Annotated in this window: 21 protein-coding genes and 4 tRNA genes; 1 reads left to right on the top strand and 24 read right to left on the bottom strand. The window is 67.5% G+C overall.

The window, feature by feature from the left end; all coding sequences use genetic code 11:
* Positions 1-10: 10 nt before the first annotated feature.
* From rpoB to B841_RS02335, 18 genes are all read right to left on the bottom strand, one after another.
* Entirely contained in the window at positions 11-3,502 is a 3,492-nt protein-coding gene (rpoB, locus tag B841_RS02420) for a DNA-directed RNA polymerase subunit beta (protein ID WP_020933894.1), read from the bottom strand.
* 284 nt (positions 3,503-3,786) lie between these two features.
* On the bottom strand, positions 3,787-4,737 hold the full coding sequence (locus tag B841_RS02415; RefSeq protein ID WP_020933893.1) for a DUF3068 domain-containing protein: 951 nt from the start codon (positions 4,735-4,737) through the stop codon (positions 3,787-3,789).
* Positions 4,738-4,850: 113 nt separating this feature from the next.
* Complete coding sequence (gene rplL / locus B841_RS02410) at positions 4,851-5,243, bottom strand: 50S ribosomal protein L7/L12 (RefSeq protein WP_020933892.1); 393 nt, start codon at positions 5,241-5,243, stop codon at positions 4,851-4,853.
* 88 nt (positions 5,244-5,331) lie between these two features.
* Entirely contained in the window at positions 5,332-5,847 is a 516-nt protein-coding gene (gene rplJ, locus B841_RS02405; RefSeq protein WP_020933890.1) for a 50S ribosomal protein L10, read from the bottom strand.
* Positions 5,848-6,105: 258 nt separating this feature from the next.
* A complete protein-coding gene (locus B841_RS02400; protein WP_020933889.1) occupies positions 6,106-6,699 on the bottom strand; it encodes a TetR/AcrR family transcriptional regulator in 594 nt (197 codons plus the stop codon).
* An 11-nt stretch (positions 6,700-6,710) separates the two neighbouring features.
* On the bottom strand, positions 6,711-7,388 hold the full coding sequence (locus B841_RS02395; RefSeq protein WP_020933888.1) for an ABC transporter ATP-binding protein: 678 nt from the start codon (positions 7,386-7,388) through the stop codon (positions 6,711-6,713).
* Positions 7,385-8,530 carry an ABC transporter permease gene (locus B841_RS02390; protein ID WP_020933887.1) on the bottom strand — a complete coding sequence of 382 codons (1,146 nt, stop codon included), beginning with the start codon at positions 8,528-8,530 and terminating at the stop codon, positions 7,385-7,387. The genes B841_RS02395 and B841_RS02390 overlap by 4 nt, the downstream gene beginning before the upstream one ends.
* Before the next feature lie 104 nt (positions 8,531-8,634).
* Complete coding sequence (locus tag B841_RS02385) at positions 8,635-10,536, bottom strand: heavy metal translocating P-type ATPase (RefSeq protein WP_020933886.1); 1,902 nt, start codon at positions 10,534-10,536, stop codon at positions 8,635-8,637.
* A 71-nt stretch (positions 10,537-10,607) separates the two neighbouring features.
* Entirely contained in the window at positions 10,608-12,071 is a 1,464-nt protein-coding gene (locus tag B841_RS02380; RefSeq protein WP_020933885.1) for a phytoene desaturase family protein, read from the bottom strand.
* A gap of 138 nt (positions 12,072-12,209) precedes the next feature.
* Positions 12,210-12,923 (bottom strand): 50S ribosomal protein L1, encoded by a 714-nt coding sequence (rplA, locus tag B841_RS02375; RefSeq protein ID WP_020933884.1) that lies wholly within the window; start codon positions 12,921-12,923, stop codon positions 12,210-12,212.
* Between the two features lie 68 nt (positions 12,924-12,991).
* On the bottom strand, positions 12,992-13,423 hold the full coding sequence (rplK, locus tag B841_RS02370; RefSeq protein ID WP_020933883.1) for a 50S ribosomal protein L11: 432 nt from the start codon (positions 13,421-13,423) through the stop codon (positions 12,992-12,994).
* A gap of 219 nt (positions 13,424-13,642) precedes the next feature.
* Complete coding sequence (gene nusG, locus B841_RS02365) at positions 13,643-14,614, bottom strand: transcription termination/antitermination protein NusG (RefSeq protein ID WP_020933882.1); 972 nt, start codon at positions 14,612-14,614, stop codon at positions 13,643-13,645.
* A gap of 119 nt (positions 14,615-14,733) precedes the next feature.
* Positions 14,734-15,033, bottom strand: a complete 300-nt coding sequence (gene secE, locus B841_RS02360; protein ID WP_020933881.1) for a preprotein translocase subunit SecE — start codon at positions 15,031-15,033, stop codon at positions 14,734-14,736.
* A gap of 23 nt (positions 15,034-15,056) precedes the next feature.
* A tRNA-Trp gene (locus B841_RS02355) sits at positions 15,057-15,132 on the bottom strand.
* A 98-nt stretch (positions 15,133-15,230) separates the two neighbouring features.
* Positions 15,231-15,304, bottom strand: a tRNA-Met gene (locus tag B841_RS02350).
* A 37-nt stretch (positions 15,305-15,341) separates the two neighbouring features.
* A tRNA-Thr gene (locus B841_RS02345) sits at positions 15,342-15,414 on the bottom strand.
* A gap of 356 nt (positions 15,415-15,770) precedes the next feature.
* Positions 15,771-15,854, bottom strand: a tRNA-Tyr gene (locus B841_RS02340).
* Between the two features lie 89 nt (positions 15,855-15,943).
* Positions 15,944-16,963 (bottom strand): polyprenyl synthetase family protein, encoded by a 1,020-nt coding sequence (locus tag B841_RS02335; protein WP_020933880.1) that lies wholly within the window; start codon positions 16,961-16,963, stop codon positions 15,944-15,946.
* A gap of 128 nt (positions 16,964-17,091) precedes the next feature.
* Here B841_RS02335 and B841_RS02330 point away from each other — a divergent pair, with 128 nt between their 5' ends.
* Positions 17,092-18,351: a geranylgeranyl reductase family protein gene (locus B841_RS02330; RefSeq protein WP_041631704.1), complete on the top strand. Its 1,260-nt coding sequence runs from the start codon at positions 17,092-17,094 to the stop codon at positions 18,349-18,351.
* Here the strand turns inward: B841_RS02330 and B841_RS02325 are convergent.
* The 6 genes from B841_RS02325 to B841_RS02300 are packed head-to-tail and all read right to left on the bottom strand — an operon-like array spanning position 18,348 to position 25,282.
* Positions 18,348-19,037: a demethylmenaquinone methyltransferase gene (locus B841_RS02325; protein WP_020933878.1), complete on the bottom strand. Its 690-nt coding sequence runs from the start codon at positions 19,035-19,037 to the stop codon at positions 18,348-18,350. The two genes, B841_RS02330 and B841_RS02325, sit on opposite strands and share 4 nt — an antisense overlap.
* Before the next feature lie 13 nt (positions 19,038-19,050).
* Positions 19,051-20,250, bottom strand: a complete 1,200-nt coding sequence (locus tag B841_RS02320; protein ID WP_041632015.1) for a glycosyltransferase family 4 protein — start codon at positions 20,248-20,250, stop codon at positions 19,051-19,053.
* A 24-nt stretch (positions 20,251-20,274) separates the two neighbouring features.
* The gene (locus B841_RS02315; RefSeq protein ID WP_245561071.1) at positions 20,275-20,667 is read right to left on the bottom strand and encodes a DUF3592 domain-containing protein; all 393 of its coding nucleotides are present in this window, start codon (positions 20,665-20,667) and stop codon (positions 20,275-20,277) included.
* Between the two features lie 44 nt (positions 20,668-20,711).
* Positions 20,712-22,433: a thiamine pyrophosphate-binding protein gene (locus B841_RS02310; RefSeq protein WP_020933875.1), complete on the bottom strand. Its 1,722-nt coding sequence runs from the start codon at positions 22,431-22,433 to the stop codon at positions 20,712-20,714.
* An 18-nt stretch (positions 22,434-22,451) separates the two neighbouring features.
* Positions 22,452-22,874 (bottom strand): hypothetical protein, encoded by a 423-nt coding sequence (locus B841_RS13270; RefSeq protein ID WP_020933874.1) that lies wholly within the window; start codon positions 22,872-22,874, stop codon positions 22,452-22,454.
* 11 nt (positions 22,875-22,885) lie between these two features.
* Complete coding sequence (locus B841_RS02300) at positions 22,886-25,282, bottom strand: excinuclease ABC subunit UvrA (protein WP_020933873.1); 2,397 nt, start codon at positions 25,280-25,282, stop codon at positions 22,886-22,888.
* Positions 25,283-25,360: the final 78 nt, after the last annotated feature.

Genomic DNA, 25,360 nt, shown 5'->3' with positions numbered 1-25,360 from the left:
CCGGGACGCATTAAGCGATGTCGGTGTCGGCGCGCTCGTCGCGGGACAGGTTGATGCCCAGCGACGTCGTCTCGTCCTCGTCCTCATCGTCGTCGAGATCCATGGCGGTGCCGTCCGCAGTCAAGACCTCCACGTTCAGGCAGAGCGACTGCAGCTCCTTGAGCAGCACCTTGAAGGACTCGGGGATGCCCGGATCCGGGATGTTGTCGCCCTTGACGATCGCCTCGTAGACCTTCACGCGGCCGACCACGTCGTCCGACTTGATGGTGAGCAGCTCCTGCAGGGTGTAGGCGGCGCCGTACGCCTGCATGGCCCACACCTCCATCTCGCCGAAGCGCTGGCCGCCGAACTGCGCCTTACCGCCCAGCGGCTGCTGGGTGATCATGGAGTACGGGCCGGTGGAGCGGGCGTGGATCTTCTCGTCGACCAGGTGGTGCAGCTTGAGCATGTACATGTAGCCGATGGAGATCGGGTGCTTGAACGGCTCGCCGGAGCGGCCGTCGAACAGCTGCGTCTTGCCGTCGCCGTCGACCATGACGTCGCCGTCGCGGTTCGGGTTCGAGTTGGCCAGCAGGCCGGCGATCTCCTCGTTGGAGGCGCCGTCGAACACCGGGGTGGCGGTCAGCGACTCGGCCGGGACCTCGTAGAGCTCCTCCGGCAGGGTCTTGACCAGCTCGGCGTTCTCCGGGTTCGTCGGATCGACGGTCCAGCCGGTGTGCGCCAGCCAGCCCAGGTGGATCTCGAGGACCTGGCCGATGTTCATACGACGCGGGACGCCGTGGGTGTTCAGGATGATGTCGACCGGGGTGCCGTCCGCCATGAAGGGCATGTCCTCCGGCGGCAGGATCTTGCCGACGACGCCCTTGTTGCCGTGGCGGCCGGCCATCTTGTCGCCGTCCTGGATCTTGCGCTTCTGGGCGACGTAGATGCGGATCATCTCGTTGACGCCCGGGGACAGGTCGTCGTCGTCCTCGCGGGAGAAGCGGGAGACGCCGATGACCTTGCCGGTCTCGCCGTGCGGCACGCGCAGGGAGGTGTCGCGCACCTCGCGGGCCTTCTCGCCGAAGATGGCGCGCAGCAGACGCTCTTCCGGGGTCAGCTCGGTCTCGCCCTTCGGGGTGACCTTGCCGACGAGGATGTCGCCGTCGCGGACGTCGGCGCCGATGCGCACGATGCCGCGGTCGTCGAGGTCCTTGAGGACTTCCTCGGAGACGTTCGGGAGGTCGCGGGTGATTTCCTCGGCGCCCAGCTTGGTGTCGCGGGCGTCGATCTCGTGCTCCTCGATGTGGATCGAGGTCAGGGTGTCGTCTTCGACCACGGACTGGTTGAGGATGATGGCGTCCTCGTAGTTGTGGCCTTCCCACGCCATGAAGGCGACGAGCAGATTGCGCCCCAGCGCCATCTCGCCCTGGTGGGTGCCCGGGCCGTCAGCGATGATCTGACCGGCCTCGACACGCTCACCCAGGCTGACCAGCGGCTTCTGGTTGTAGCTGGTGTTCTGGTTGGTGCGCTCGAACTTGCGCAGCAGGTAGGAGTCGCGCTGACCCTCGTCGTCCATGATCGTGATCACGTCGGCGGAGACGTTCTCGACGACGCCGGCCTTCGGGGAGATGACCATGTCGCCGGCGTCGTAGGCGGCGCGCAGCTCCATGCCGGTGCCCACGAACGCGGACTGCGGACGCAGCAGCGGCACGGCCTGCTTCTGCATGTTGGCGCCCATCAGGGCACGGTTGGCGTCGTCATGCTCCAGGAACGGAATCATGGCGGTGCCCACGGAGACCATCTGGCGCGGGGACACGTCGATGTAGTCGACGCCCTGGGCGTCGGTGACGGCGATGTCGCCGTCCTTGACGCGGACCTCGATGCGCTCTTCGACGATGTTTCCGTCGGCGTCCTGGGCGACCTCGGCCTGCGCGATGGAGAAGCGATCCTCCTCATCGGCGGCCAGGTAGTCGACCTGGTCGGTGACCTTGCCGTTTTCGACCTTGCGGTACGGGGTTTCGATGAAACCGAAGGCGTTGACGCGCGCGTAGGACGACAGCGAACCGATCAGGCCGATGTTCGGGCCTTCCGGGGTCTCGATCGGGCACATGCGGCCGTAGTGCGACGGGTGGACGTCGCGCACCTCGATGCCGGCGCGCTCACGCGACAGGCCGCCCGGGCCCAGCGCCGACAGACGGCGCTTGTGGGTCAGGCCGGACAGGGAGTTGCCCTGGTCCATGAACTGCGACAGCTGGGAGGTGCCGAAGAACTCGCGGATCGCGGCGGAGACCGGACGCACGTTGATCAGCGACGTCGGGGTGATCGACTCGGCGTCCTGGGTGGTCATGCGCTCACGCACGACCCGCTCCATGCGCGACAGGCCCACGCGGACCTGGTTCTGGATCAGTTCGCCGACGGTGCGCAGACGACGGTTGCCGAAGTGGTCGATGTCGTCGGTGCCGACGGACACGACCTCTCCGATGGGCGAGGTCATCTCGCGCTCACCGGAGTGCAGACGCACCAGGTACTCGATGGTGGTGGCGATGTCCTCTTCGGTCAGGGTCGTCTCGCCCTCGTGATCGCCGCCCAGGCCGAGCTTGCGGTTGATCTTGTAGCGGCCGACCTTGGCCAGGTCATAGCGCTTCGGGCGGAAGAAGGCGTTCTCGATCAGCGACTGCGCGAGATCGCGGGTCGGCTGCTCGCCCGGACGCTGCTTGCGGTAGATCTCCAGCAGCGCCTCGTCGGTGTTGTTGATGCCGTCGGACTCCAGGGTGGACATCATGAGCTCGGAGAAGCCGAAGCGCTCCGTGATCTGCTCGTTGGTCCAGCCCAGCGCCTTCAGCAGCACGGTGACCGGCTGGCGGCGCTTACGGTCGATGCGGACGCCGACGGTGTCCTTCTTGTCGACGTCGAATTCGAGCCAGGCGCCACGCGACGGGATGACCTTGACGGCATGGAGCGGACGCTCCGTGGACTTGTCGATGGTCTGGTCGAAGTAGACGCCCGGGGAACGAACCAGCTGAGAGACGACGACACGCTCGGTGCCGTTGACGATGAAAGTTCCGCCGTCGGTCATCAGCGGGAAATCGCCGATGAAGACGGTCTGGGACTTGATCTCCTGGGTTTCGTTGTTGACGAACTCCGCGGTCACGTACAGCTGCGCGGAGTAGTTCATGTCCTTTTCCTTGCACTCGTCGACCGAGTACTTCACCGGCTCAAAGCGCGGCTCGGAAAGGGAAAGGGACATGTTGCCCGAGTAATCTTGAATCGGGCTCAGTTCATGAAGAATATCCTCGAGTCCGCTCGTGATACGGGCGTCGTCGCCGTGCTCCTCTTGCTGGCGGGCGCGCCACTCGGGCGCACCTACGAGCCATGAAAAGGAGTCGAGCTGAACGTCGAGGAGCCCCGGGACAGCAATAGGCTCCGAGATTTTAGCGAAAGAGTATCGCTTCGGAGCTCCGGGGATGTCGGCCACTGACTTGGTCTGGCGGGAGACTGCCAAGATGGGTCCTTCCAGCACCTCACGCGGGTCGGGAAAACTGCTCTGGCTTGCAGTTCCCCCGATAAACCGCTGGTATTTTAGCATTCGGTCTGCTGTGGAATTTCCGGCTTTAAATAGCAAAAAGTCACCTTGTCAAGTTGACTTTTTCAAGTCTTTTCAACAAGGTTTCTTGCACTACTCGAGCAGGATTCCAGCGCAACGATGTAGCCTATATCAAATTTCCCCCGATGTAAAGGCCGAACGCGGGTGCACCGAAACTCCCGGATTGAGTGGGGACTTTACCATCGCCTGCCCCCGCTGCCCTAACGAGACCGCCCACGGCCGCGGAACGCGCCGATCACGCCGATGAGGATCAACGCCCCGCCGACGGCGATGACGACCCACTGAATCACCCGGACGGTGGCCGGATCGAGCATGCCGTCGAGCTCCGCCATCGAGGCGCTGACCTGGGCGTCATCGCGGGATCCCTCGAACAGCAGCACCGTCTGCCGCTCCTCGACGGGAGCGTCCGCGTTGGGCGCGTAGAAGTCATCGACGGATTCCGTCACGTCCACGACCAACCCGGTGATCTGATCCACGTACAGGTCGCGGGTGACGGAATGGAACAGCGGCCACTGCTCGCCGTCGACCTCCGTGCCAGTGAAGAACCCCTCGTAGAGCTCCGCCACGTTGGTCGGCTCGATCACCTGCCGGTACTGGTAGATCGTCCGCCCGTCGATCTCCTGCTCCTCGACGAACACGGCCGGGCGGGATTCGCGCAACGTTTCGTCGAACACCGGGTAGGTGGTCTGCTCCGCGTCCGACGGCAGCTTCAGCCAGTGCCCGTCCACCGGCACGGTCTCCGGCGGGAAACCGATCGTGTGTATGAGGTCGGCGTCCGTCTCCGCTTCCCCGGTCACGCGGTTCATCACGTAGCTCCACGTCTGGGCCGTGATCAGACGATCCGCGTCCGCCTGCATGCTGTCGCGCATCGTGGTGGCGCCCACCCGGATGGAGACGTTGTCCTCTGTGGCCGGCTCCTGGACGTCCAGGTGCAGCTGCCGGCTGACGGGGGCGTCCAGGACGCGGCCGTCCGGGGAGGTCAGCAGGCGGGTCTGGGCCTGTTCGTCCTTGATCGTCCAGGTGGTGTTCTCCAGGTCGAGCGGCAGCCGCCCGTCGGCGTTGATCAGCGCAGGGGAAAGCAGGCCGCCGGCCATGAGCGCCACCCCGAGGCCGACGAGCAGGGCGGACAGGATCCGTGACTTGGGGAGCATGCGGAAAATTGTACCTGCAATCGCCGCTGGGGCTGATTCGACGGGAAAGACGACGAACCCCGTCGCCACAGGCAGTGGCGACGGGGTTCGAAAAGCTGTGAGTAGCGGTGAAACTACTTGAGGTTGGCGGTGGCGCCGGCCTCTTCGAGCTTGGCCTTGGCAGCGTCGGCGTCTTCCTTGGAAGCGCCCTCGAGGATGGCCTTCGGAGCTGCCTCGACGAGCTCCTTGGCGTCCTTCAGGCCCAGGCCCGGGACGATCTCGCGGACAGCCTTGATGACGCCGATCTTCTTGGCGCCGGCGTCCTCGAGGACGACGTCGAACTCGGACTGCTCTTCAGCCTCGGCTGCACCGGCGTCGCCGCCAGCTGCGCCTGCGGCGGCGACGGCGACCGGAGCGGCGGCCTCGACCTCGAAGACCTCTTCGAATTCCTTGACGAACTCAGAGAGCTCGATGAGGGTCATTTCCTTGAAGGCCTCGATGAGCTCGTCCTTGGAAAGCTTAGCCATGGTGGCGTCCTTTCTGTTGTGGGGCCGGAGTGTCCGGACCCCGAAGTGTGGGTGAAATTATGCGGGGTGACGCGGATGCGTCGAAAAGCTAGTCGTCCTTCTTTTCCTGCAGTGCAGCAGAAAGACGAGCCATCTTGGTGGCCGGTGCGTTGAACACGGCGGCGGCCTTTGCCAGGTTGCCCTTCATAGCGCCAGCCAGCTTCGCGAGGGTCGTCTCGCGGTTGTCCAGCTCGGCGATGGCCTTGACCTGGTCGGCAGTCAGTGCATTGCCGTCCATGAAGCCGCCCTTGACCACGAGTGCCTCGTGGTCGCCGGCGAACTTCTTGAACACCTTGGCTGCGTCGACTGCTTCGCCCTCGATGAAGGCGATGGCGGTCGGGCCGGTCAGGTGCTCGTCAAGACCCTCAATTCCCTGCTCCTTGGCAGCGATCTTGAGGAGGGTGTTCTTGGCGACGTGGTAGGTGACGTCAAACCCGAGTTCGCCGCGCAGCTGAGCCATCTGATCCACGGTCAGACCGCGGTATTCGGTCAGAAACACGGAGGAGGAAGACTCGAACTTCTCCTTGAGAGCTGCGAGCTCTGCAACGTTCTTTGCGTTTGCCATATCCTAGTACGCCTCCTTTCCCTTTTATGTCGTGATGATTATCCGCCGGGACATCGCCTTCGAAAAGGAAAATGCCCCGTGCAGAAGCACGGGGCACCCTCGCCCACCTGGGTGGGCGGTCAAGTGCGCAAGTGTCTCCTGCGTGGGCCGGTCCGGGGTTCGGACTCCTTCGCTCCCCGATGAGGGGAGAACCTACGGTCTTCGGTGAAACTTGAGCTCGGCCCTCAAAAAGGACCGTTCAAACTTCGGAGGTTGATGTTAGCGCCTGGCACCGGGATCCTCCAAATCGCCGGCCACGGCGGCGCGCGCCATCCGCTCGACCAGAGACTCGACGGTGCCCCTGTCCTCACCTTCCTCCTGCACGAGTTCCGCGCCCCGCGCGATGGCGGCGTCGACGAGCGCGAAGGCCGCGCCGTGGTCACCGATCAACTTCACGCGGGCGGGGTGGAGGGCGTCGTGGGCGTGTTGCACCCGCTCGTCGGTAAAGGCCTCGGGGAATTGCTGGGCCGCCGCCATCAGCGGGCCGTGCGAGCCGCCGAGGAAGAGATCCAGGGTGACGGACACGTACGCCGCGACGCGGTCGCCCGGGTCGTCGCCGACCCCGGTCAGCGCCCCCTGCAACGAATCGGTCCAGGCCGGGATCGCCTCCAGCAGCAGCTGGATGAGCAGGTCCTGCCGGGACGCGGCGTAGAGGTAGACGCTGGAGCGGGCCAGGCCCACCTCCGCGGCCACTTCCCCGAGGGTGGGCATCTGGCCGTCCGAGGCGGCGATGAGTTTTTCCGCCGCCGACAGCACGGCGCGGTGCTGGGCGGCGCAGTGCTCGGCGACCGTGGGCTCGGAAATTCTGGGCATGTCCGGCGAGTCTACCGTGCCGGGGTGAGCCTGCCGTCGACCATTTCCAAGACGCGGTCACAGTGCTCGATGACCTCGAGGTCGTGGGTGACCATGACGCCGGCGACGCCCTGCTCCCGGCACTCCTCCGCGAGCAGAGTGACGATCTCGTGGGAGCGCCGGCGGTCCAGCGCCGCGGTGGGCTCGTCGACGAGCAACAGATCCGGGCCGGCGACCAGGGCGCGGGCGATGCCGATGCGCTGACGTTCGCCGCCGGAGAGGGTGGCCGGCCGGTGCTTGGCCCGGTGTCCCATGCCGACGGCCTCGAGCAGTTCCTCGTTGCTGCGACGGCCGCGCTTGCCGTGGATGCGGGCGGCCAGCTCGATCTGGTCGCGGGCGCGCAGGGCGGAGGGCAGGCTGCCGGAGGACTGGAAGACGAAACCGACGTGCTCGCGGCGGATGCGTGCCAGCTCCGTGTCGTTGAAATCACCGATGTCTTCACCGGCGACGGCGACCCGTCCGGAGTCCGGCGTAGTCAACGCGCCGGCGACGGCCAGCAGGGTTGATTTGCCGGAGCCGGAGGGGCCGACGACGGCGATGAACTCGCCGGGATCGACGCTCAGGGACACGTGGTCCAAGGCGTGGACCACGGAGTCGCCGTCGCCGTAGCTGACGCGGACGTCGTCGAGAATGAGGGCGGGTGCGATCATCGGTTTTCTCCCAGTGCAGTGAGCGGGTCGGTGCGGGTGACTCGGTAGACGGCGATGAGGGCGCCGATCAGTCCGGAGAGGAAGAGCATGGCCGCGCCGCCGAGGATGGGCGCCGCCTCGGTGGCGTACGGCATGCCGGTGGTCTCCAGCCAGAGGCCCAGGCCAACGGCGATGGCCACGCCCACGGCGATGGAGGCGACGAGGATGATCACGGCCTGGCCGAGGCTGTCGCGCAGCAGGAAGCCGCGGGTGGCGCCGATGGCGCGCATGGTGGCGATGTCACCGGAGCGCTGAATGGTCCAGACGAGGAAGAACGCGCCGGCGATCAAGGCGGTGATGATGTAGAGGAACCACTCGATCAGGGCCAGGGTCATGGTTTCTGCGCTGTAGCCGGGCGAAGCCTGGAAGCTGTCTTCCAGGGTCACCACGTCCAGGCTGGTCTCGGCGTTGAGCGTGTCGAGGTCCGCGTCGGGCGCCTGCGCGACGATGACGGAGGCCTGCTCGTAGGCCGTGGGCGGGGCGGCCTCGCTGGCGCGGGCGCCGACGTGGACTTCTTGCCAGACGTCGAGCGGGGCGTAGGCCAAGTCGACGTGGCCGAAGGTGCGCTGGTCCTCGGTGAACCCGATGACGGTCAGCTCCGTCTCCAGGCGCTCCAGGGTGATCGTGTCGCCGACGGCGATGCCGGCGTCGGCGAGCGTGCCGGAGACGATGATCTCATGGCCGGTCGGGGTGGGGTCACCGTCGACGTGGTCCTCGCTGAGGGCGGGCAGGCCCTCCGGGGCGAGGAAGGAGTCCGGCTCCACCCCGATCAGCGTCAGATCCACCGGAGTGTTGTCCTGGTTGCGGCCGTTGACGATGCTCAGCCCCATGGGGGCGGCCTGTTCGACGCCGTCGACGGCGGCGAGTTCATCGGCGGCCTCGAGCTCGACCGTGGAGCGGGTGAAGGCGGAGGACGCCTCGGTGCCCTCCTCGAAGGAGACGACGTCGGCGTCCATGGCCTTGAGGCCGGAGACGCCGTCGTTGACCAGGCCGGCCGTGAGCCCGGAGATCATGACGATGAGGATGGACATGAGCGCCAGGACGAGGCCCATGAGAAGAAAGCGGGTGCGCGCGAACACCATGTCGCGCCAGGCTAGGAACATGAGAGGCTCTTCCGTAGATGGTCGGGATTCCTTGCCGATGACATGCATCGACACTGTGTCGGCATCTTACCGACACGGTGTCATCACCCTGTTGACGGCCCCCGTTAATCCTCGTCGAAATCCGACAACGGGCCGCGCGCCATCGCGACGCGGGCCGAGTTGAGGATCGCCGCGACGTCGATGACCTCCTGCGCGACGGCGCCCGCCAGCGGAGTCAGCAGCCCGAAGACCGCCAAGATCATGCCGACGACGGACAGGCCCATGCCGCCGAGCGCGGACTGCAGCGCGATGCGGCGCATCCGGGCGGAAATATGCAGCAGGTCATCAAGGCGTTCCAACGAGGAATCCAAAATGACCGCGTCAGCCGCCTCGGAAGTGACGTCGGAGTCGGAGCCCATGGCCACCCCCACCGTGGCGGTCGCCATCGCCGGGGCGTCGTTGATGCCGTCGCCGAGGAACATGGTCTTGCCGTGGGCGTTGTTCCGCCGCACGATCGCCAGCTTGCCTTCCGGGCTGACCCCGGCGTGCACCTCGTCGACGCCGACGCGGCCCGCCAAGTACCGCACCTCCGACTCCCGGTCACCGGAGATGATCATCATCTTGTCCACGCCGTGCTTCTCGGGCAGGTGGGCGATGAATTTCTCCGCTTCCGCGCGCGGTTCGTCACGGAACTGGATGACGGCGGCGTAGCGCTCGTCGATGAGCACCACCGACTCCATGCCCGCGGCACTCTTCGGCATCAGGTCGCGGCTGGCCGGGTCGAGTTCGACGGCGGTGCGCCGATTCGCGATGCGCAAAAACCGCCCGCCCACCTCGCCCGTCAACCCCTGGCCGGGTTTCTCGGAGACCGCCGCCACGTCGGGCAGTTCCAGCCCCCGGCCCGCGGCCTCTCCCCGGATCGCGTCGGCGAGCGGGTGCCTGGAATAGCGCTCGATCGACGCCGCCGCCGCCAACACCTCGTCTTCCTCGAAACCGGGCGCCACGTGAATGTCGGTGATGCTGGGACGCCCGTAGGTCAGGGTGCCGGTCTTGTCGAACATGATGGTCGTGACCTGCGCGGCGTTTTCCAACATGCCGGGATTGCGCACGATGATCCCGCGCTTGGCGGCCAGCGAGATGGCCCCGATGATCGCGACGGGCACACCGATCAACAGCGGGCACGGCGTCGCCACGACCACCACCGCCAAAAAGCGCATGGGGTCCCCCGAGATCGCCCAGCCCAGTGCGCCGAGGACCAGCGCGATCACCGTGTACCAAGCGCCGAGCCGGTCCGCGAGACGCCGCATCGGGGGCCGGTTCTCCTCCGCCTCCCGCAGCGTGCCCACGATGCGGGCGTAGCGGGAGTCCCGCGCCGGGGCGGTGGCCACGACGGTCAAGGGGGTGTCGCCGTTGACCGCCCCGGAGATCACCTGCGCGCCCTTGGATTTACTGACGACGTAAGGCTCGCCGGTCAGATAAGACTCGTCCATCGAACCATGGCCGGCGATCACTTCGCCGTCGACCGGGCACAACTCGTGGGGCAGGACGACGAGCTCGTCGCCGACCGCGACGTCCTCCACCGCCACCTCCTCCCCGCCAACCCGATGCGCGGTGGCGGGCGCCCGTCTGGCCAGCGCGTCCAGCGTGCCGGTGGCCCGTTTGGTGGCCGCCTCCTCCAGCGCCTCACCGCCGGAGAGCATGAGCACGATGATCGCGGCCACCAGCCACTCCCCCAGCGCCACGGACGTCGCGATGGAGACCGCCGCGAGGGTGTCCGCGCCGCCGCGGGTGCGGATGGCGTTGCGCAGGACGTCGACGAGCAGAGGCGCACCGCCCACCACGACGACGAGCACGAGCGGCCAGTCGCGGGCCCACCCCTCGAGCCCGACGCCGAGCCACAGCACGAGGTGGATGACGATGGCGACGAGGGTGGCGACGGTGATGACCCCGTCGCGGGAAGAGAGGAAGATCTTCCCGGGGCGAGCCGTGGCAGTCGGATGTGCGGGCAGGTGGGCGGAGGTGACCATACCTCCATCCTCACCGACGACGACCTCTTTGACCAGTAAGGATGTGCTTCCTTAGTAAGGGTGTCCGAAGGTCAGTGCAGGCGGTCGAAGTCCGCCGCGGCCGCCCGCGCCGCCCAGGCGCCGGGCATGCCGTGCACGCCGGCGCCCGGGGGCGTCGACCCGGAGGCCAGGTACACCCCGTCGGCGAGCCGGTAGGGGTTGACCGTCAGCCCCGGGCGCAGCAGCGACTGCAGCCCCGTCATCGCCCCGCCGGCGATGTCGCCGCCCACGATGTTCGGGTTCCAGTCCGCCAGGTCCTGCGGGCTCGTCTCCACCTTGCGCACCACGCGGTCCCGGAAACCGGGCGCGAAACGCTCGATCTGTGTCTCGATGAGCTTGGCGACCTGGCCGGGGCGTTCCTCCACGAAACCGTGCGGCACGTGCGCGTACGCCCAGATCACCGTCTTGCCCTGCGCAGGGCCGGTGGCGCGAGACGGATCTGCAGCCTGTTGCTGACACACCATGACGAAGGGGCGCTCCGGCAACGTTCCCTGCGCCGCTTCCTTCTCCGCCCGCTGGATCTCCTCGATGGTGCCGCCGACGTGGACGGTGCTCGCCTGCCCGACGTGTGTATCGCGCCAGGGCACCGGCCCGTCCAGCAGGTAGTCGATCTTGTAGGTGCCGGTGCCGTAGCGCCAGCGCTGCAGCCGGGCACGCGTCGCCCGCGGCAGGGCCAGCCCCTTGAGGGAGAGCACCTGCCGGGTGGTCAGGTTGAGGATCGTCGCGTCCGTGCGCGGCAACGCGCGCAGGTCATCGACGTGGACGCCGGTGTGGATCGTGCCGCCGGCCTCCCGGACCACGCTTTCCAGCGCCCGGGTGATCGCGCCGGTGCCGCCTTCCGCGACCGGCCAGCCACGCGTCATGCCCAACGCCCCGAACAGCAGGCCGAAGGCCCCGGTGAAGGGGTGTCCGGGCGGAGCCATGGCGTGGACGGAGGAGCCGGCGAACAGCGCCCGGGTAGCCTCCTCCTGGAAAGCCAGGCCGCTCAGCCGCTGCGCCGAAAGCAGCGCCGGCGGGCCGAAAGTGAGCATGCGCAGCGGGTGCCGGGGGATCCCCAGCATCGGTTTCAGCAGGTTCGCCAGGTGCTGGTCGATGTGGTTTACCAGGTCGGCGTGCAGACGTCGCCACGCCGGGCCGTCGACGCCCAGCCCGGCCGCGGTCTCCTCGAGGCCGCGGTTGAGCACCGGCGCGGGCCGGTCCTCCAGCGGATGGGCCATGGCATGGTCCGAGTGGCGCCACACCAGGCCGTGCGCCGCCAGATCCAACTCCTCGAACACCGGGCTCGCCGCCCCGAAAGGGTGCGCCGCGGCGCCTAAGTCGACGACCGTGCCCTCCCCCAGCACCGCCGCCGAGGAGGCCGCGCCACCGACGACGTCCGCGCGTTCGTACACGTCGACCTGCCATCCTTGCCGGGCCAGCACCGCCGCGGCCGTCAGCCCGTTCGGGCCGGCGCCGACCACGGCGGCGCGCGGGCGGAAGTTCAGCGTCTGCGTCATGATGGTCTCCCCTCGTCGCTGACTTCGTTACGTCGCCAGGCTACCCGCGCTTCACTGTGCGTGCCGGTACCCCGGGAATGACGAAACCCCGTCCGCCGCGCCGAAACGCGGAAAACGGGGTGTCCTGGGAGAAGAAGCTTAGGCCTCTTCGCCGGCGAAGTTCTTCTGCACCGAGGTGTCGACCGGGACGCCCGGGCCGTTGGTGGAAGACAGGGTGATCTTCTTCATGTAGATGCCCTTGGAGGAGGACGGCTTCACACGGTTCAGCTCGTCGATCAGCGCGCCGTAGTTGTCGGCCAGCTGCTTGGCGTCGAAGGACGCCTTGCCGATCATGGCGTGCAGGTTCGAGGACTTGTCCACGCGGAAGGAGATCTTGCCGCCCTTGGACTCTTCGATGGCCTTGGCGACGTCGTTGGTGACGGTGCCGGTCTTCGGGTTCGGCATGAGGCCGCGCGGGCCCAGCACGCGAGCGACGCGGCCGACCTTGGCCATCTGGTCCGGGGTCGCGATGGCGACGTCGAAGTCGATGGTGCCTTCGGTGATCTGCTCGACCAGCTCGGCGGTGCCCACGATGTCGGCGCCGGCCTCCTGGGCCTCCGTGGCCTTCTCGCCCTCAGCGAAGACGGCGACGCGGACGGTCTTGCCGGTGCCGTGCGGCAGCATGACGGTGCCGCGGACCAGCTGGTCGGCCTTACGCGGGTCGACGCCCAGGCGAACGGCGACGTCGACGGTGGCGTCGTAGTTCTTGGAGGAGGTCTCCTTGACCAGGGCGGTGGCCTCGAGCGGGTGGTATTCGCGGGTCTGGTCGACCTTGGCGGCGGCCTCCTTGAAGGCCTTCGAGTTCTTGCTCATTTATGCAATTCCTATTCGGATTGTGTGGTGATCGGGCCGAAGCGGGCCCTGCCACGGGTGGATGAAAATTAACCCTCGACGGTGATGCCCATGGAGCGGGCGGTGCCGGCGACGATCTTGGCGGCGGCCTCGACGTCGCGTGCGTTGAGGTCTTCCTTCTTGGTTTCGGCGATTTCCTTGACCTGGTCCATGGTGACCTTGCCCACCTTGTCGGTGTGCGGGACGCCGGAGCCCTTCTGCAGGCCGGCGGCCTTCAGCAGCAGCTTGGAGGCCGGCGGGGACTTCAGCTTGAAGTCGAAGGAACGGTCTTCGTAGACGGTGATCTCGACCGGCACGACGTTGCCGCGCTGGGACTCGGTCGCCGCGTTGTACGCCTTGCAGAACTCCATGATGTTCACGCCGTGAGCACCCAGAGCCGGGCCGACCGGCGGGGCCGGGTTAGCCTGGCCGGCGTCGATCTGCAGCTTGATCAGGCCAGTGACCTTTTTCTTCTTGGCCATCGAATTACCTACTCTCCTTGTTACCGGGCGCCGTCACGATGATGACCGTGCCCGTCCGGATGCCACGCTCAGCGAGCCACCGGGGATGAATGTTTTGGGGGTGCGTCTTCGCCGCACCACGAGGTGGGCACACGCGAAGGTCAAGCATACGCGCAGGCGGGCCACCCTCCCAAATCGTTGGGACGGCGGCCCGCCTGCGGGTTTACCGGGGAGCCGGCGTTAGACGATCTTCTCGATCTGGTCGGCGGTGAGCTCGACCGGGGTCTCGCGGCCGAAGAGCGAGACCAGCGCCTCGATCTTGCCGGTGACCGGGTCGATGGTGGAGATCGTCGCGGACACTGCCGCGAACGCTCCGGACAGGATCGTGACGGCGTCGCCGACCTCGAAGTCGATGGCGACCTTCGGCTTCTCCTCGGAGTCCGGCATGGCGACGACCATTTCGCCGTCCTGGGTGGTCTTCGCGGCGTCCTCGCCCTCGGCCGGGACGTCCTTCGGCATGAGGAACTTGGCCACGTCGCGGTGCTTGACCGGGGTGGCGTTGCCTTCGTTGCCCACGAAGCTGGTCACGCCCGGGGTGTCGCGGACGACGGACCAGGCGCTGTCGTTCATGTCCATGCGCACCAGCACGTAGCCCGGCAGCAGCTTGCGCTTGACCAGCTTCTTCTTGCCGTCCTTGATTTCGACGGCCTGCTCGATCGGGACGACTACGTCGTGGATGTACTCCTCGACCTCGAGCGTCTGGCTGCGCATGTCCAGGTTCGTCTTCACCTTGTTCTCGTAGCCGGAGTAGGTCTGGACGATGTACCACTGGCCCGGCTGCTTCTTCATGTCGCGGATGAACTTGCGCAGGCGTGCGCGGTAGGCGGCTTCGTTGTCGCTTTCGGTGGTGTCGCCGAGTGCGGCGGCGGCGTTGGCGACGGCGTCCCCCTCCAGGGCCTCCGCAGACTCCTCCGCGCCGGCCTCCGCCGCCGCGTCAGCGTCGTCGCCTTCCGCTTCCGCCTCTTCAGGAGAGCTCTCCGCGACGTTTTCGGCCGCCAGGCGCGCGGCGGCTTCCTCGAAGGTCTCTTCCTTGTCGACGTCCGGGGCGTCCGCCGCGGCCGGGGCCGCTTCGGCGTCCAATTCCACGTCGGCGTCGGCCTCGAGGGCCTGGTTGGGGTCGAAGTTTTCGGTGTTGGCGGCTTCGTCGCTCATGGTGAACTCCCTTGGGTATGCGTCCTGCCGCCCAGGATTGAGGGGGTCAGGGGAATAAATTATCCCGCCGGTCCTTGGAGGACTCCGGCGGGATGCAATGATTCTGTTTCCGAGTATAACTACGAAGTGAGGACCGCTTCAACTCCCATTGTCGTGAGAGTGTCCACGCCCCAGACGAGGGCGGTCATCACGATCAGGAAGATAAACACCACTGCGGTGTAAATGGCCATCTCGCGGGGAGTGGGCCATACGACCTTGCGCACCTCGGAGACTACTTCACCCGGGAATGCGGCGACGCCACCACCCGGCTTGTCGTCCTGCGGTTCCGGGGTGGTGGCGCGCTTCGCCTCATAGGAGGCGGAAGAAGTGCTGGCGGCTCCGTCGAGCTGACGCTTACCGGTCGGCTGAATGTCGCTCACAGCACTCCTCACGATAGAAACTCTGGCAGGGGCGACAGGACTCGAACCTGCAACTTACGGTTTTGGAGACCGTTGCTCTACCAATTGAACTACGCCCCTTGGTGCACCGCTCAAAAGCGGTACGAACCACACTACCAGATGATCATTCCCATCAGGGGGATGACCCTCCAGCGGAGTCGAGAACCTCGGGCTCTCGGTAGCGGTGGAGAGACTTGAACTCTCGACCTCGCGATTATGAGTCGCGCGCTCTCACCAGCTGAGCTACACCGCCTCGATGTTCATCGGGATGTAGTCCTGACAAACAACAGAGCCCCCTAGCAGAATCGAACTGCTGACCTTCTCCTTACCATGGAGACGCTCTGCCGTCTGAGCTAAGGGGGCGTCGCTTCTTTGTTGTGCCTCGGTGTTTCTCCGGGGCGCTCCGTTGAAGCCTTATAAAGATTAACCCGATGAACCGCAACAACACAAATCGCCTGCTCAACACATAAAAGCAGCACTCCATGCAGCCCCCTTAAAGCAGCTTTTAAGGCATGTTTTGCGGCCGTTGAGAGCCCGCCTCTCGGCCCGCCAGGAGTGGCCGGGAACGGCACTCGGTTTCTCGCCACAGGGCCGCCACGGCGCCATCGCGTTCGACGGGCGGCTGACCTGACAACCTGGCTCCCGACGATCCCTGGAGTCCACCCGGAGCCAGGCAACGTAAAAACCCCGACAAGGAAACCTTGTCGGGGTTGTGGTTGTGCCAGATAGAAGATTCGAACTTCTGAAGGCTTTACGCCGGCGGATTTACAGTCCGCTTCCTTTGGCCGCTCGGACAATCTGGCAAAACTGCACTTCGTGGGTGCGAGAAACTACTCTACTACGACACCCCCTGCCGATAACAAATCGGCAGGTCATCACCATGAAACCGGGGTCACCCCACGCGGCTGACGGTGTAGCGCGACAGCATCCGCAGGGCGTCGGTCGCCGCGCCGTCGGGCAGGCGGGCGAGCTGTTCATCGGCGAGGGCGAGGTAGCGCTCGATGACCTCCATGGTGCGCTGCCGCCCGGTGGAACGTGCCAACAGCTCCAGCGCCTCCGCCACGTCCTCGTCGCGTTCCAGGGGGCCGGTGAGCAGTCCACGCAGCTTCTCGCCGACCTCCCCGTCTTCTTCCAGGGCGTAGAGCACGGGGAGGGTGAACACGCCTTCCCGGAGGTCGGTGCCCGGGGTCTTTCCGGATTCGCCGGCGTCGGAGTAGATGTCGATGACGTCGTCGACGATCTGGAAGATGACGCCGATGACGCCGCCGAGCTTGTGCAGGGCGTCGATGTGCTCCTCTTCGGCCCCGCCGTGCAGGGCACCCAGATAACCGGCGGAGGCGATGAGCACGCCGGTCTTTTCCGTGATCACCCGCAGGTAATGGTCGATCGGGCCGAGGCCGTCGGTTTCGCCGACGGTCTCGCGCATCTGCCCGGTGACCAGCTCTTCGAAGGTGTCGGCGAAGTGGCGGACGGTGCGGGTGTCCAGCTCGCTCATCAGCCGGGAGGCGTGGGCGAGGAGGACGTCTCCGCCGAGGATCGCGATGGAGTTTCCCCAGCGGGCGTTGGCGGAGTCGACGCCGCGGCGGCGGGCGGCCTCGTCCATGACGTCGTCGTGGTAGAGGGTGGCCAGGTGCACGATCTCGACGATGGCGGCGGCCTTGATCACGGTGTCGCCGCCCGGTCGGTCGCCGTATTGGGCGGCCAGCAGGGTCATCAGGGGGCGAAAGCGTTTGCCGCCGGCTTTCGCGAGGTGGGTGACCTTCTCCGTGATGAAGCCCTCGCCACGGTTGAGTTCGCGGGCGAGCAGCTTTTCGACGGCGGCCATCCCCTCAGCCACGCGGGCGTTCAGGTCAGCGTCGCCCAGGTCCACGCTCCCGGTCCGGAGGGGCGATGGGGTCTGGCCGTTGGTCATGGTGTGCGATCCTCAAAAATGTTCAGGTTTTCGCGCAGACAAGACGTGCGAAAAAGGTTGATCATGGTCGTTCACAACCCTAATCCAATTCGAGGGCCGCATTCACGACGGGGTCGGGGCATGGGACAATGGCGCGTATGGCTGGAGCTGTGGAATCTTTTGAGGTCGTTGTCGTCGGTGCGGGTCCTGCGGGGGCGGCGGCCGCGATCCATGCCGTGGAGGCGGGGTATGAGGTTCTGCTCCTGGAGGCGGGGCCGCTGGGCCGCGACAAGACCTGCGGCGACGGCCTGACTCCCCGGGCGGTGCACCAGCTGGAGCGCCTTGGCCTGGCGGGCGAGGTGACGGCGCATTATGTGAATCACGGTTTGAAGCTGCACGGGTACGGCGGGGACGTCACCGCGCCGTGGCCGGACAGCGATTACGGGCGGGTGGGGTCCGCGATGCCACGCACGCGCTTCGATGAGTTGCTGGCCCGGACCGCCGCGGCCCGGGGGGCGACGTTGTGGGACAACGCCACGGCCTCGGCCCCGGAGCTTGCCGACGGCCGCCTGTCCTCCCTGACCGTCACCGTCGCGGGCGTCGAGAAGCAGATCCGTGCGCAGTGGGTCATCGTGGCCGACGGGGTGCGCTCGACCTTCGGCAAGCAGTTGGGTCGCGAGTGGCACCGGGGCGAGGTCTACGGCATCGCCGCCCGCTCCTATTGTGATTCTCCGCACGACGATGAGCCGTGGATGCACTCGCACGTGGAGTTGCGCGGGGAGGACGACGAGATTCTGCCCGGTTACGGCTGGATCTTCCCGCTCGGCGACGGCACCGTGAACCTCGGGTGTGGCGCGTTGTCCACGGACGCGCGCCCGGCGAAGCTGAACACGAAGAAGTTGCTGCACCACTACGCCGCCCAGCAGCGCGAGGAGTGGGGCCTGGGTGAGCCGGAGCGCGTGACCAGCGCCCTGCTGCCGATGGGCGGGGCGGTGTCGAATGTGGCGGGTGCGAACTGGATGATCATCGGCGACGCCGCCGGCGGCGTGAACCCGCTCAACGGCGAGGGCATCGACTACGGCCTGGAGATGGCCGAGCACGCCGTGGAGCTGATCCGGGCGGGCTACCGCGACGTCACCCACGCGTGGCCGCGGTTGCTGCGCGCCCGCTACGGGGAGGCGTTTTTGTTGGCGCGCACCGCGGCGCGGTTATTGACGTACCCGCAGTTTTTGCCGGCGGTGGGGCCGTTGGCGTTGCGCGGGCCGGTGGGCGCCAAGCTCATGCCGGCGGCCGCCCGGCTCATGGCGAATCTGATCACCGACGAGGACCGCGACCTGATGGCGCGGTTGTGGCGCACCGCCGGGCGCGGGGTCACCGCCGCCCGGGGCAATACCCCGTTGTGGAGCTAACGCGGTTTGACGGCCGAGTGCATGGCGACGATTCCGAAGGTCAGGTCCTGCCAGCCGGCGTCGGTCCAGCCGTTGCGGTTGATGTCGCGGGCGAGGTCCTCCTGGTCCGGCCAGGCGCGGATGGATTCGGCGAGGTATTCGTAGGACGCCGGGTTGGAGGAGACCACGCGGGCGACCTTGGGCAGCAACCGGGTCAGATATTCCTTGTACACGGTGCCGAAGACGGGGATGACCGGGGTAGAGAATTCGTTGACGGTCAGGCGCCCGCCGGGTTTGGTCACGCGTGCGAATTCCCGCAGCGCGGCCCGGTGGTCGTGGATGTTGCGCAGCCCGTAGGTGATGGTCACGGCGTCGAAGGTCTCGTCGGCGAAGGGCAGGTGCATGCCGTCGCCGACGACCTTGGGCACGTCGCGGCCGTGGCCGGCGGCCAGCATGCCCGGGGAGAAGTCGCAGGCCACGCACCAGGCGCCGGATTTGGCCAGCTCTTCGGTGGACACGGCGGTGCCGGCCGCGACGTCGAGGACCTTCTCCCCCGGTTTCAGGTTGAGGCGTTCGCGGGTGCGTTTGCGCCAGCGGCGGTCCTGCCCGAAAGAAATGACGGTGTTGGTCAGGTCGTATTTCTCGCCCACGTCGTCGAACATCGCCGCGACGTCGAAAGGTTTCTTGTCCAGATCTGCTTTGGCCACGCGCCCAGTCTAGCTAGCCGACGCGCGCACCCAGGGCCCGGGCAGCCCAGGCGGGCAGTTCGGGACGCTGGCCGAAGAAGGTCAACGGCACCCGGCGGGTGTCCTCCAGCACCTCGTCGTAGTAGTCGAGGAGTTGGGTGCACAGCGATTCCCAGGTTTTCTCGCGCACGGAGTCGCGGGCGTTGCGGGCCAGGCGGGGGTGGCGGGAGTCGTCGAGCAGCCAGTCGGCGGCGCCCGGCAGGTCCTGGCTGAAGGAGTCCACGTCGAGCAGTACGCCGTTGTGGCGGTTGACGATCAGGTCGACGGGGCCGCCGGCACGGGGGCCGATCGTGGGTACGCCGGAGGCCTGGGCCTCCTGGATGGTCTGGCAGAAGGTCTCGAATTCGCCGGCGTGGACGAACAGGTCCAGCGACGCGTAGGCGCGGGCGAGGTCTTCTCCGCCGAGGGCGCCGGTGAACACGGCCTGGGGCAGCGACGTCTCCAGCTCTTCCCGTAGCGGCCCAGCGCCGACGATGACCAGCTGAACGTCCTCACGCCCATGCAGGCTGGCCAGGCGGTGCACGCCCTTTTCCGCGGCGAGGCGGCCGACGAAGCCGACGATCTTCTTCTTTCCGGTGGGGTCCCAGCCACGGCGCAGGGCCGCGCTGCGTTTGGCGGGGTCGAAACGTTCGGTGTCCACGCCGCGGCCCCAGTGGCGCACGTCGTTGATGCCGTGGCCGCGCAGCTCCGCGATGGTCAGGGAGCTGGGCGCGAGCGTCATCTGGCACAGGTTGTGGATGGTGCGGGTCCAGTCCCAGGCGGCGGTGGCCAGTGCGGAGAGGTGGTATTTGGTGGCGAAGCCGGCCACGTCCGTCTGGTAGAGCGCCACGGCCGGGATCCGCAGCTGGCGGGCGGCGACGGCCCCCGACGCCCCGAGGACGAAGGGGCTGGCCAGATGCACGATGTCGGGGCGGAATTCGTGGAGGGTCTCCACCACGGTGGCGTTGGGCACCCCCACCGGCAGCGAGTTGATCAGCGGCACCCGCACGCTCGGCACCCGGATGATGGGAAAGCCCAAATAGTCCAGGGCCTCTTCCTGGTTGTCGCGGGCGGCCGGGGCGATGACCACGGCCTCGCCGCCCACGCGTTTGAGGTGTTCGAGGATGCGCAGGACCGAGTTGGTCACGCCGTTGACGTTGGGGAGAAAGGACTCTGCGACGATCGCCACACGCATGCCCGGCATCATTCCTCACGCACGTTAATTCTTGGTGTCTTCGGCACTAAGGGTAGTTGATTTTTCTTTCCGGGTCAGCCTGACCACGACCAGCGCCGCCACCGCGGCCACCGCCGTCGCCGCCGCGGCGATGGACGCCGCCGGGATGATCGACAGGGTCCAGCGCCGCCCCTCCACCGCCACCAGTTCGGGGTCCGACTTCGCGTATGTCACCCACACCTGCTGCCCTTCCCCCAGCCCGGACGGGTAGAGCAGCCCGCCGCCCGGCGAGTAGAATCGCCCCTCCTCGGTCTGGTAGTCGACGGCGGTGCGCAGCACGCCCACGCCGGTGACCGTGGCCAGGGCGCGGCCCGGGTCGGAGTGGATGGTGCTGTCGTTGATCGCCGCCCCGCCCACCAGCGCGGCGGAGCCGATCATCGCGACGAGCCAGAGGACCGCGACGATCCGCAGCGACAGCCGCCTCACAGCCCCAGGGCCGCCGTCAGCGCGGCGTCCAGGTCCCGGCGGGTCGCCCGTGTGGTGCGTGCCTCGATGACGGTGAGACCGGCCGCCTCCTCCGTGGCGTCGAGCAGGGCGTGGATCAGTTCGTGGACGCCCTCGACGCGGCGGAAATCCGCTCCGTAGCCGGCGCTGATCGCCTCGAGGTCGGCCTCGTGCGGGGTGCCGAAGGCGCGCTCGAAGCTGTCGCGCAGCGTCGGGGCGCCGATTTCGAGGCTTTCGAAGATGCCGCCGCCGTCGTCGTTGGCGACCACGATCGTGAGGTTTTCCGGCCGCGGTTCGTCAGGGCCGATGAGCAATCCGCCGGCGTCGTGCAGGAAAGTGACGTCACCCATGAGCGCGACGGTGCGCGGGGCGCGGATTTCCTCGGGGTGCAGCGACTGCACGGCCAGCGCCACCCCCACGGCCTGGGAGACGGTGCCGTCGATGCCGGCGGCGCCGCGTGGCGAGTAGATGTCCACCCCGTCGGCGGGCAGGCCCGTCAGGGACGCGTCGCGCACCGGGTTCGACGCGCCCAGCAGCAGCGTGTCGCCGGTGCCTAAGGTGTCGGTGACCGCGGCGGCGGCGTGCAGCCCGGTGAAACCGAGTTCCTCGCGCTCCAGCACGTCGCGGACGGCGTCGGCGGCGGTGCGCGAGACGGCGTCGCACAGGGTGAGCCACTGCTTACGGGGTTGGCCGGTGACCTTGACGCGGGTGCCGCGGTGGGCGGCGTTGTGGGCGGGGTCGGTGAACGCTTCGGTGCGGGAGAGCACGGTGAGCTCGACGTCCGGGTCGGCCAGCAGCGCCAGCACCGGGCGGTGCAGGGTGGGGTGGCCGACGACGATGATCTGCTCCGGCTTCGTCTTGGCCACGTATTCGGCGTAGTCGCTGTCTCCGCCGACGACGATGATCTGCTCCGGCTTCGTCTTGGCCACGTATTCGGCGTAGTCGCTGTCTCCGCCGGCGTCGATGTTCCCGCGGACGAACAACCCGGCGGCCAACGGGTGCACCGGCAAGTACGGGGTCGGGGCGGTGGGCTCCGCGATGGTGGGCACGTCCTGCAGCCCCTCGACCTCCCAGGCTTCGTCGCCGGCGATGACCAGCGTGTCGCGGCTTAAGTCCAGGGCGATTTCGCCGTGGTCGACGACGGCGTCGAACCGCCCCCGCGCCACGTCGCCGCCACTGACGCGTTCCGGCAGCCGGTCGCCCACCAGCGGCGCGTCGAGCCGGACGTTGGCGTGGACGGTGCCCTGGCCGGCGAAAGCGTCGGCGAGCCCCGCCAAATCGGCCTCGCCGGTGACCTGCGTGGTGGCGGCGTAACCGCCGAAGATGCCGTCCTGGTCAATGGTCTGCGACGCGCCGGTGCCGACGAAACGTTCCGGGCGGTCCGCGGAGATGATCGCCAACGGGGTGTGCGAGTGCGCGGACTCCACCACCGCCGGCAGGCAGTTGGCCACCGCCGTGCCGGAGGTGGTGACCACGCCGACGTGACGGCCCTGCACGCGGGCGATGCCCAGCGCCAAAAACGCGGCGGAGCGCTCGTCCAACCGGACGTGGACGCGGACGTCGTCACGCGCCAGCAGGGCTAAAGACAAGGGGGAGTTACGCGAACCCGGGCACAGGACGACGTCGCTCAGGTGGCGGGCCAGGACGTCGGCGACGGCGCCCGCGAGCGCCACGGAATTGGGTTGGGCTGTGTCAGACATGACCCCTAGTCTACGACGCTACTGAGCCGGAGCCCGCTCCCCCAGCAGATCGTTGAACCAACCCTCGACGTCGATGTCCGGCACCTCGGTGGGGATCTCCGTCGGCAACTGCGTCGGCAGCGGGTTCGACGGCCCCTGCGTCTCCGTGACCGTCTCCTGTTGCGTGGTGGTGACCGTCTGCGTCACCGGCGGCGGGGGCGGCTGATTCGCCTCGTCCACCGCCCCGCGCCACAGGAAAAACAGCACGCCCGCGGCCAGCAACGCGAGCACGAACAGCACCGACAGCACGATCACCGCCGTGCCGCCCCTTTCCCGGGCCGGCGCCGGCTCCTCCGGCTCCTGGTAGCCGTAGCCCGGGTCGTAGTCGAAGGTGGTGTGTTGGGGCCGCTCGCTGGGAAAGTACTGGCGCGGGCGCTGTTCGTCGCCTGGTCCGTGGGTCATGGACTCTGATTCTACGAGCTGCGCGCCCGCAACGCCCGTCCCGTGGCGGTGTCCGCCGCACCCAACCCGGCGGGGGTGACGTCCGCGATGATCCGCCCGCCCGCGGCGGCCGCGCCGGGGCCCATCTCCAAGACGCGGTCGGCGGCGGCGATGACGGAGAGGTCGTGCTCGACCACGACGACGGTCTCGCCGGCGTCGACCAGCCGGTTCAACTCCGTGAGCAGCAGTTTCACGTCCGCGGGATGCAGCCCGGTGGTCGGCTCGTCGAGAAGATAGACGGTGTGCCCCCGGCGCGCCCGCTGCAGTTCGGTGGCGAGTTTGATGCGTTGGGCTTCGCCGCCGGAGAGTTCGGGGGCGCCTTGACCCAGGCGCAGGTAGCCCAGCCCGATGGCCTGCAGTGCGCGCAGGGCCCGGGCGATGGGGCGTTCTTCGGCGAAGACGTCGGCGGCTTCGTCGACGGTGAGGTCGAGGACGTCGGCGACGGTCAGTCCGCGCCAGGTGATTTCGAGGGTGGCGTCGTTGTAGCGTGTGCCGGCGCAGTCCGGGCAGGGGGTGTAGGAGCCGGGCAAAAAGACCAGTTCGACTTCGATCTGGCCTTCGCCGCGGCAGGTGGGGCATTGGCCTTGGCTGACGTTGTAGGAAAACCGGCTGACGGTCCAGCCGCGCTTTTTCGCCGCGTCGGTGCCGGCGAAGAGTTTGCGGACGTTGTCGAAGAGCCCGGTGTAGGTGGCCAGGCTGCTGCGTGGGGTGCGGCCGATGGGTTTCTGGGTGATTTGCACGAGCCGGTTGACGGCGTCGGCGCCGGTCAGCTTCTCGACGCTGGCGTCGTGGCCGTCGTGGTCTTCTCCTTCCAGCACCGTCGCCTGGTCGCGCAGTGCGTCGGCGAGCACGCCCAGCAGGGTGGATTTTCCGGAGCCGGAGACGCCGGCGACGGCGGTGAATTGGCTAAGCCCGATCGTCAGGTCGAGGTCGCGGATGCTGCGGGCGGTGACGCCGTGCAGGTGGAGTTCACCGTGCGCCGGCCGGGGCGTGTCCTTGGGGGTCAGGCGGCGGTTGTCGAGCGCCCGGCGCGTCGGGGAGTCGGCGTCGTAGTCGGCGGCCGGTCCGGAGTAGAGCACGTGGCCGCCGCCTTCGCCGGCGGCGGGGCCGACGTCGACGATCCAGTCGGCGTGGGCGACCAGGTCCATGTCGTGTTCGACGAGCAGGACGGAGTTGCCGGCGTCGAGGAAGCGGCGGGCGATGTTTAAGACGGCTTCGCGTTCGACCGGGTGCAGTCCCGCGGAGGGCTCGTCGAGGACGTAGACCACGCCGAATAGTCCGCTGCGCAGTTGGGAGGCCAGGCGCAGTCGTTGGGTTTCACCGGCGGACAAGGTGCGCGCCCCGCGCCCCAGCACGAGGTGGCCGAGGCCGAGTTCGACGGTGGAGTCGAGGATGGGCGTCAATTGCTCGAGCAGGATGCGTTCGGCTTCGTCGGCCTCTGTCAGGTTTGTACGGCGGGCGGCGATGAGGTCGGTGAGTTCGTCGAGCGGACGGGCGTTGAACTCGTCGATCGGCATGTCCAGGTAGGTGACGGTCAACGCCTGTGAGTTGAGGCGGCGGCCGTCGCAGGTGGAACAGGTCGAGGCCTGCATGAAGCCGATGGTGCGGGCGCGCAGGGTGTCCGACTCGGTCTCTGCCAGCGTGGTGCGCAAGTAGGAGGCCACGGAGCGCCACATCCCCTGGTATTGCTTTTCCACCTGGTCGGCGCGGCGTTCGGGGCTGACGGTGACCACCGGGCGTTCGTCGGTGAACAGGATCCACTCGCGCTGGGCGGGGTCGATGTCCTGCCACGGGGTATCCATTGGGAAGTCGAGGGTGTCCAGGATGTCGCGGAAGTTCTTGCCCGCCCACGCGCCGGGCCACGCTTTGATGGCGCCGTCGTTGATGGTTTTGGTGGGGTCGGGCACCATCGTGGCTTCGGTGGGTTCGTAGGTGACGCCCGTGCCCTGGCATCGGGGGCACATGCCGGCGGCGGTGTTGGGGCTGAAGTTGTCGCTGTCCAGGTGTTCTTGCCCGGCGGGGTAGGTTCCGGCGCGGGAGTACAGCAGGCGGACGACATTGGACATGGTCGAGACGGTGCCGACGGTCGAGCGTGCCCCGCCGGCGGAGGTGTTTTGTTGCAGCGCCACCGAGGGCGGCAGGCCGTCGACGGATTCGACCTGGGGGTCCGTCGCTCCTCCGATGAGTCGGCGGGCGAAGGGGGCCACGGATTCCAGGTAGCGGCGTTGCGCTTCCCCGTGGATCGTGCCGAAGGCGAGGCTGGATTTGCCGGAGCCGGATACGCCGGTGACCGCGACGAGCTGGTTGCGCGGTAGGTCGACGTCGACGTCGTTGAGGTTGTGCAGGTGGGCGCCACGGACTTCGATCATGTTCATTGGGGCCAGTGTAGGTGCGCGACGAGGCCCAGGGCCTCAGTTCCGTCGGGTTCTGGGGGCCCTTCACCTGGA

Origin of the sequence: Corynebacterium maris DSM 45190 (assembly GCF_000442645.1) — a bacterium.
Taxonomy (GTDB): Bacteria; Actinomycetota; Actinomycetes; order Mycobacteriales; family Mycobacteriaceae; genus Corynebacterium; species Corynebacterium maris.
Note: the sequence above shows the minus strand (reverse complement) of the source record. Positions and strands in the feature narration are given on the sequence as shown.

Bases quoted from the DNA above. Each gene is read 5' to 3' on its own strand.
- B841_RS02320 (WP_041632015.1), bottom strand. From the start codon at position 20,250: ATGCGTGTGGCGATCGTCGCAGAGTCCTTTCTCCCCAACGTCAACGGC.
- B841_RS02315 (WP_245561071.1), bottom strand. From the start codon at position 20,667: ATGATCGGCTCCGCCGCGCTGGTGGGCGGGGCGGCGATCAACGACAGC.
- B841_RS02300 (WP_020933873.1), bottom strand. From the start codon at position 25,282: ATGATCGAAGTCCGTGGCGCCCACCTGCACAACCTCAACGACGTCGAC.
- B841_RS02395 (WP_020933888.1), bottom strand. From the start codon at position 7,388: ATGATCGCACCCGCCCTCATTCTCGACGACGTCCGCGTCAGCTACGGC.
- rplK (WP_020933883.1), bottom strand. From the start codon at position 13,423: ATGGCCAAGAAGAAAAAGGTCACTGGCCTGATCAAGCTGCAGATCGAC.
- rplJ (WP_020933890.1), bottom strand. From the start codon at position 5,847: ATGGCAAACGCAAAGAACGTTGCAGAGCTCGCAGCTCTCAAGGAGAAG.
- B841_RS02390 (WP_020933887.1), bottom strand. From the start codon at position 8,530: ATGTTCCTAGCCTGGCGCGACATGGTGTTCGCGCGCACCCGCTTTCTT.
- B841_RS02380 (WP_020933885.1), bottom strand. From the start codon at position 12,071: ATGACGCAGACGCTGAACTTCCGCCCGCGCGCCGCCGTGGTCGGCGCC.
- rplL (WP_020933892.1), bottom strand. From the start codon at position 5,243: ATGGCTAAGCTTTCCAAGGACGAGCTCATCGAGGCCTTCAAGGAAATG.
- B841_RS02400 (WP_020933889.1), bottom strand. From the start codon at position 6,699: ATGCCCAGAATTTCCGAGCCCACGGTCGCCGAGCACTGCGCCGCCCAG.
- B841_RS13270 (WP_020933874.1), bottom strand. From the start codon at position 22,874: ATGACCCACGGACCAGGCGACGAACAGCGCCCGCGCCAGTACTTTCCC.
- B841_RS02310 (WP_020933875.1), bottom strand. From the start codon at position 22,433: ATGTCTGACACAGCCCAACCCAATTCCGTGGCGCTCGCGGGCGCCGTC.
- B841_RS02335 (WP_020933880.1), bottom strand. From the start codon at position 16,963: ATGACCAACGGCCAGACCCCATCGCCCCTCCGGACCGGGAGCGTGGAC.
- rplA (WP_020933884.1), bottom strand. From the start codon at position 12,923: ATGAGCAAGAACTCGAAGGCCTTCAAGGAGGCCGCCGCCAAGGTCGAC.
- nusG (WP_020933882.1), bottom strand. From the start codon at position 14,614: ATGAGCGACGAAGCCGCCAACACCGAAAACTTCGACCCCAACCAGGCC.
- B841_RS02385 (WP_020933886.1), bottom strand. From the start codon at position 10,536: ATGGTCACCTCCGCCCACCTGCCCGCACATCCGACTGCCACGGCTCGC.
- B841_RS02415 (WP_020933893.1), bottom strand. From the start codon at position 4,737: ATGCTCCCCAAGTCACGGATCCTGTCCGCCCTGCTCGTCGGCCTCGGG.
- B841_RS02330 (WP_041631704.1), top strand. From the start codon at position 17,092: ATGGCGCGTATGGCTGGAGCTGTGGAATCTTTTGAGGTCGTTGTCGTC.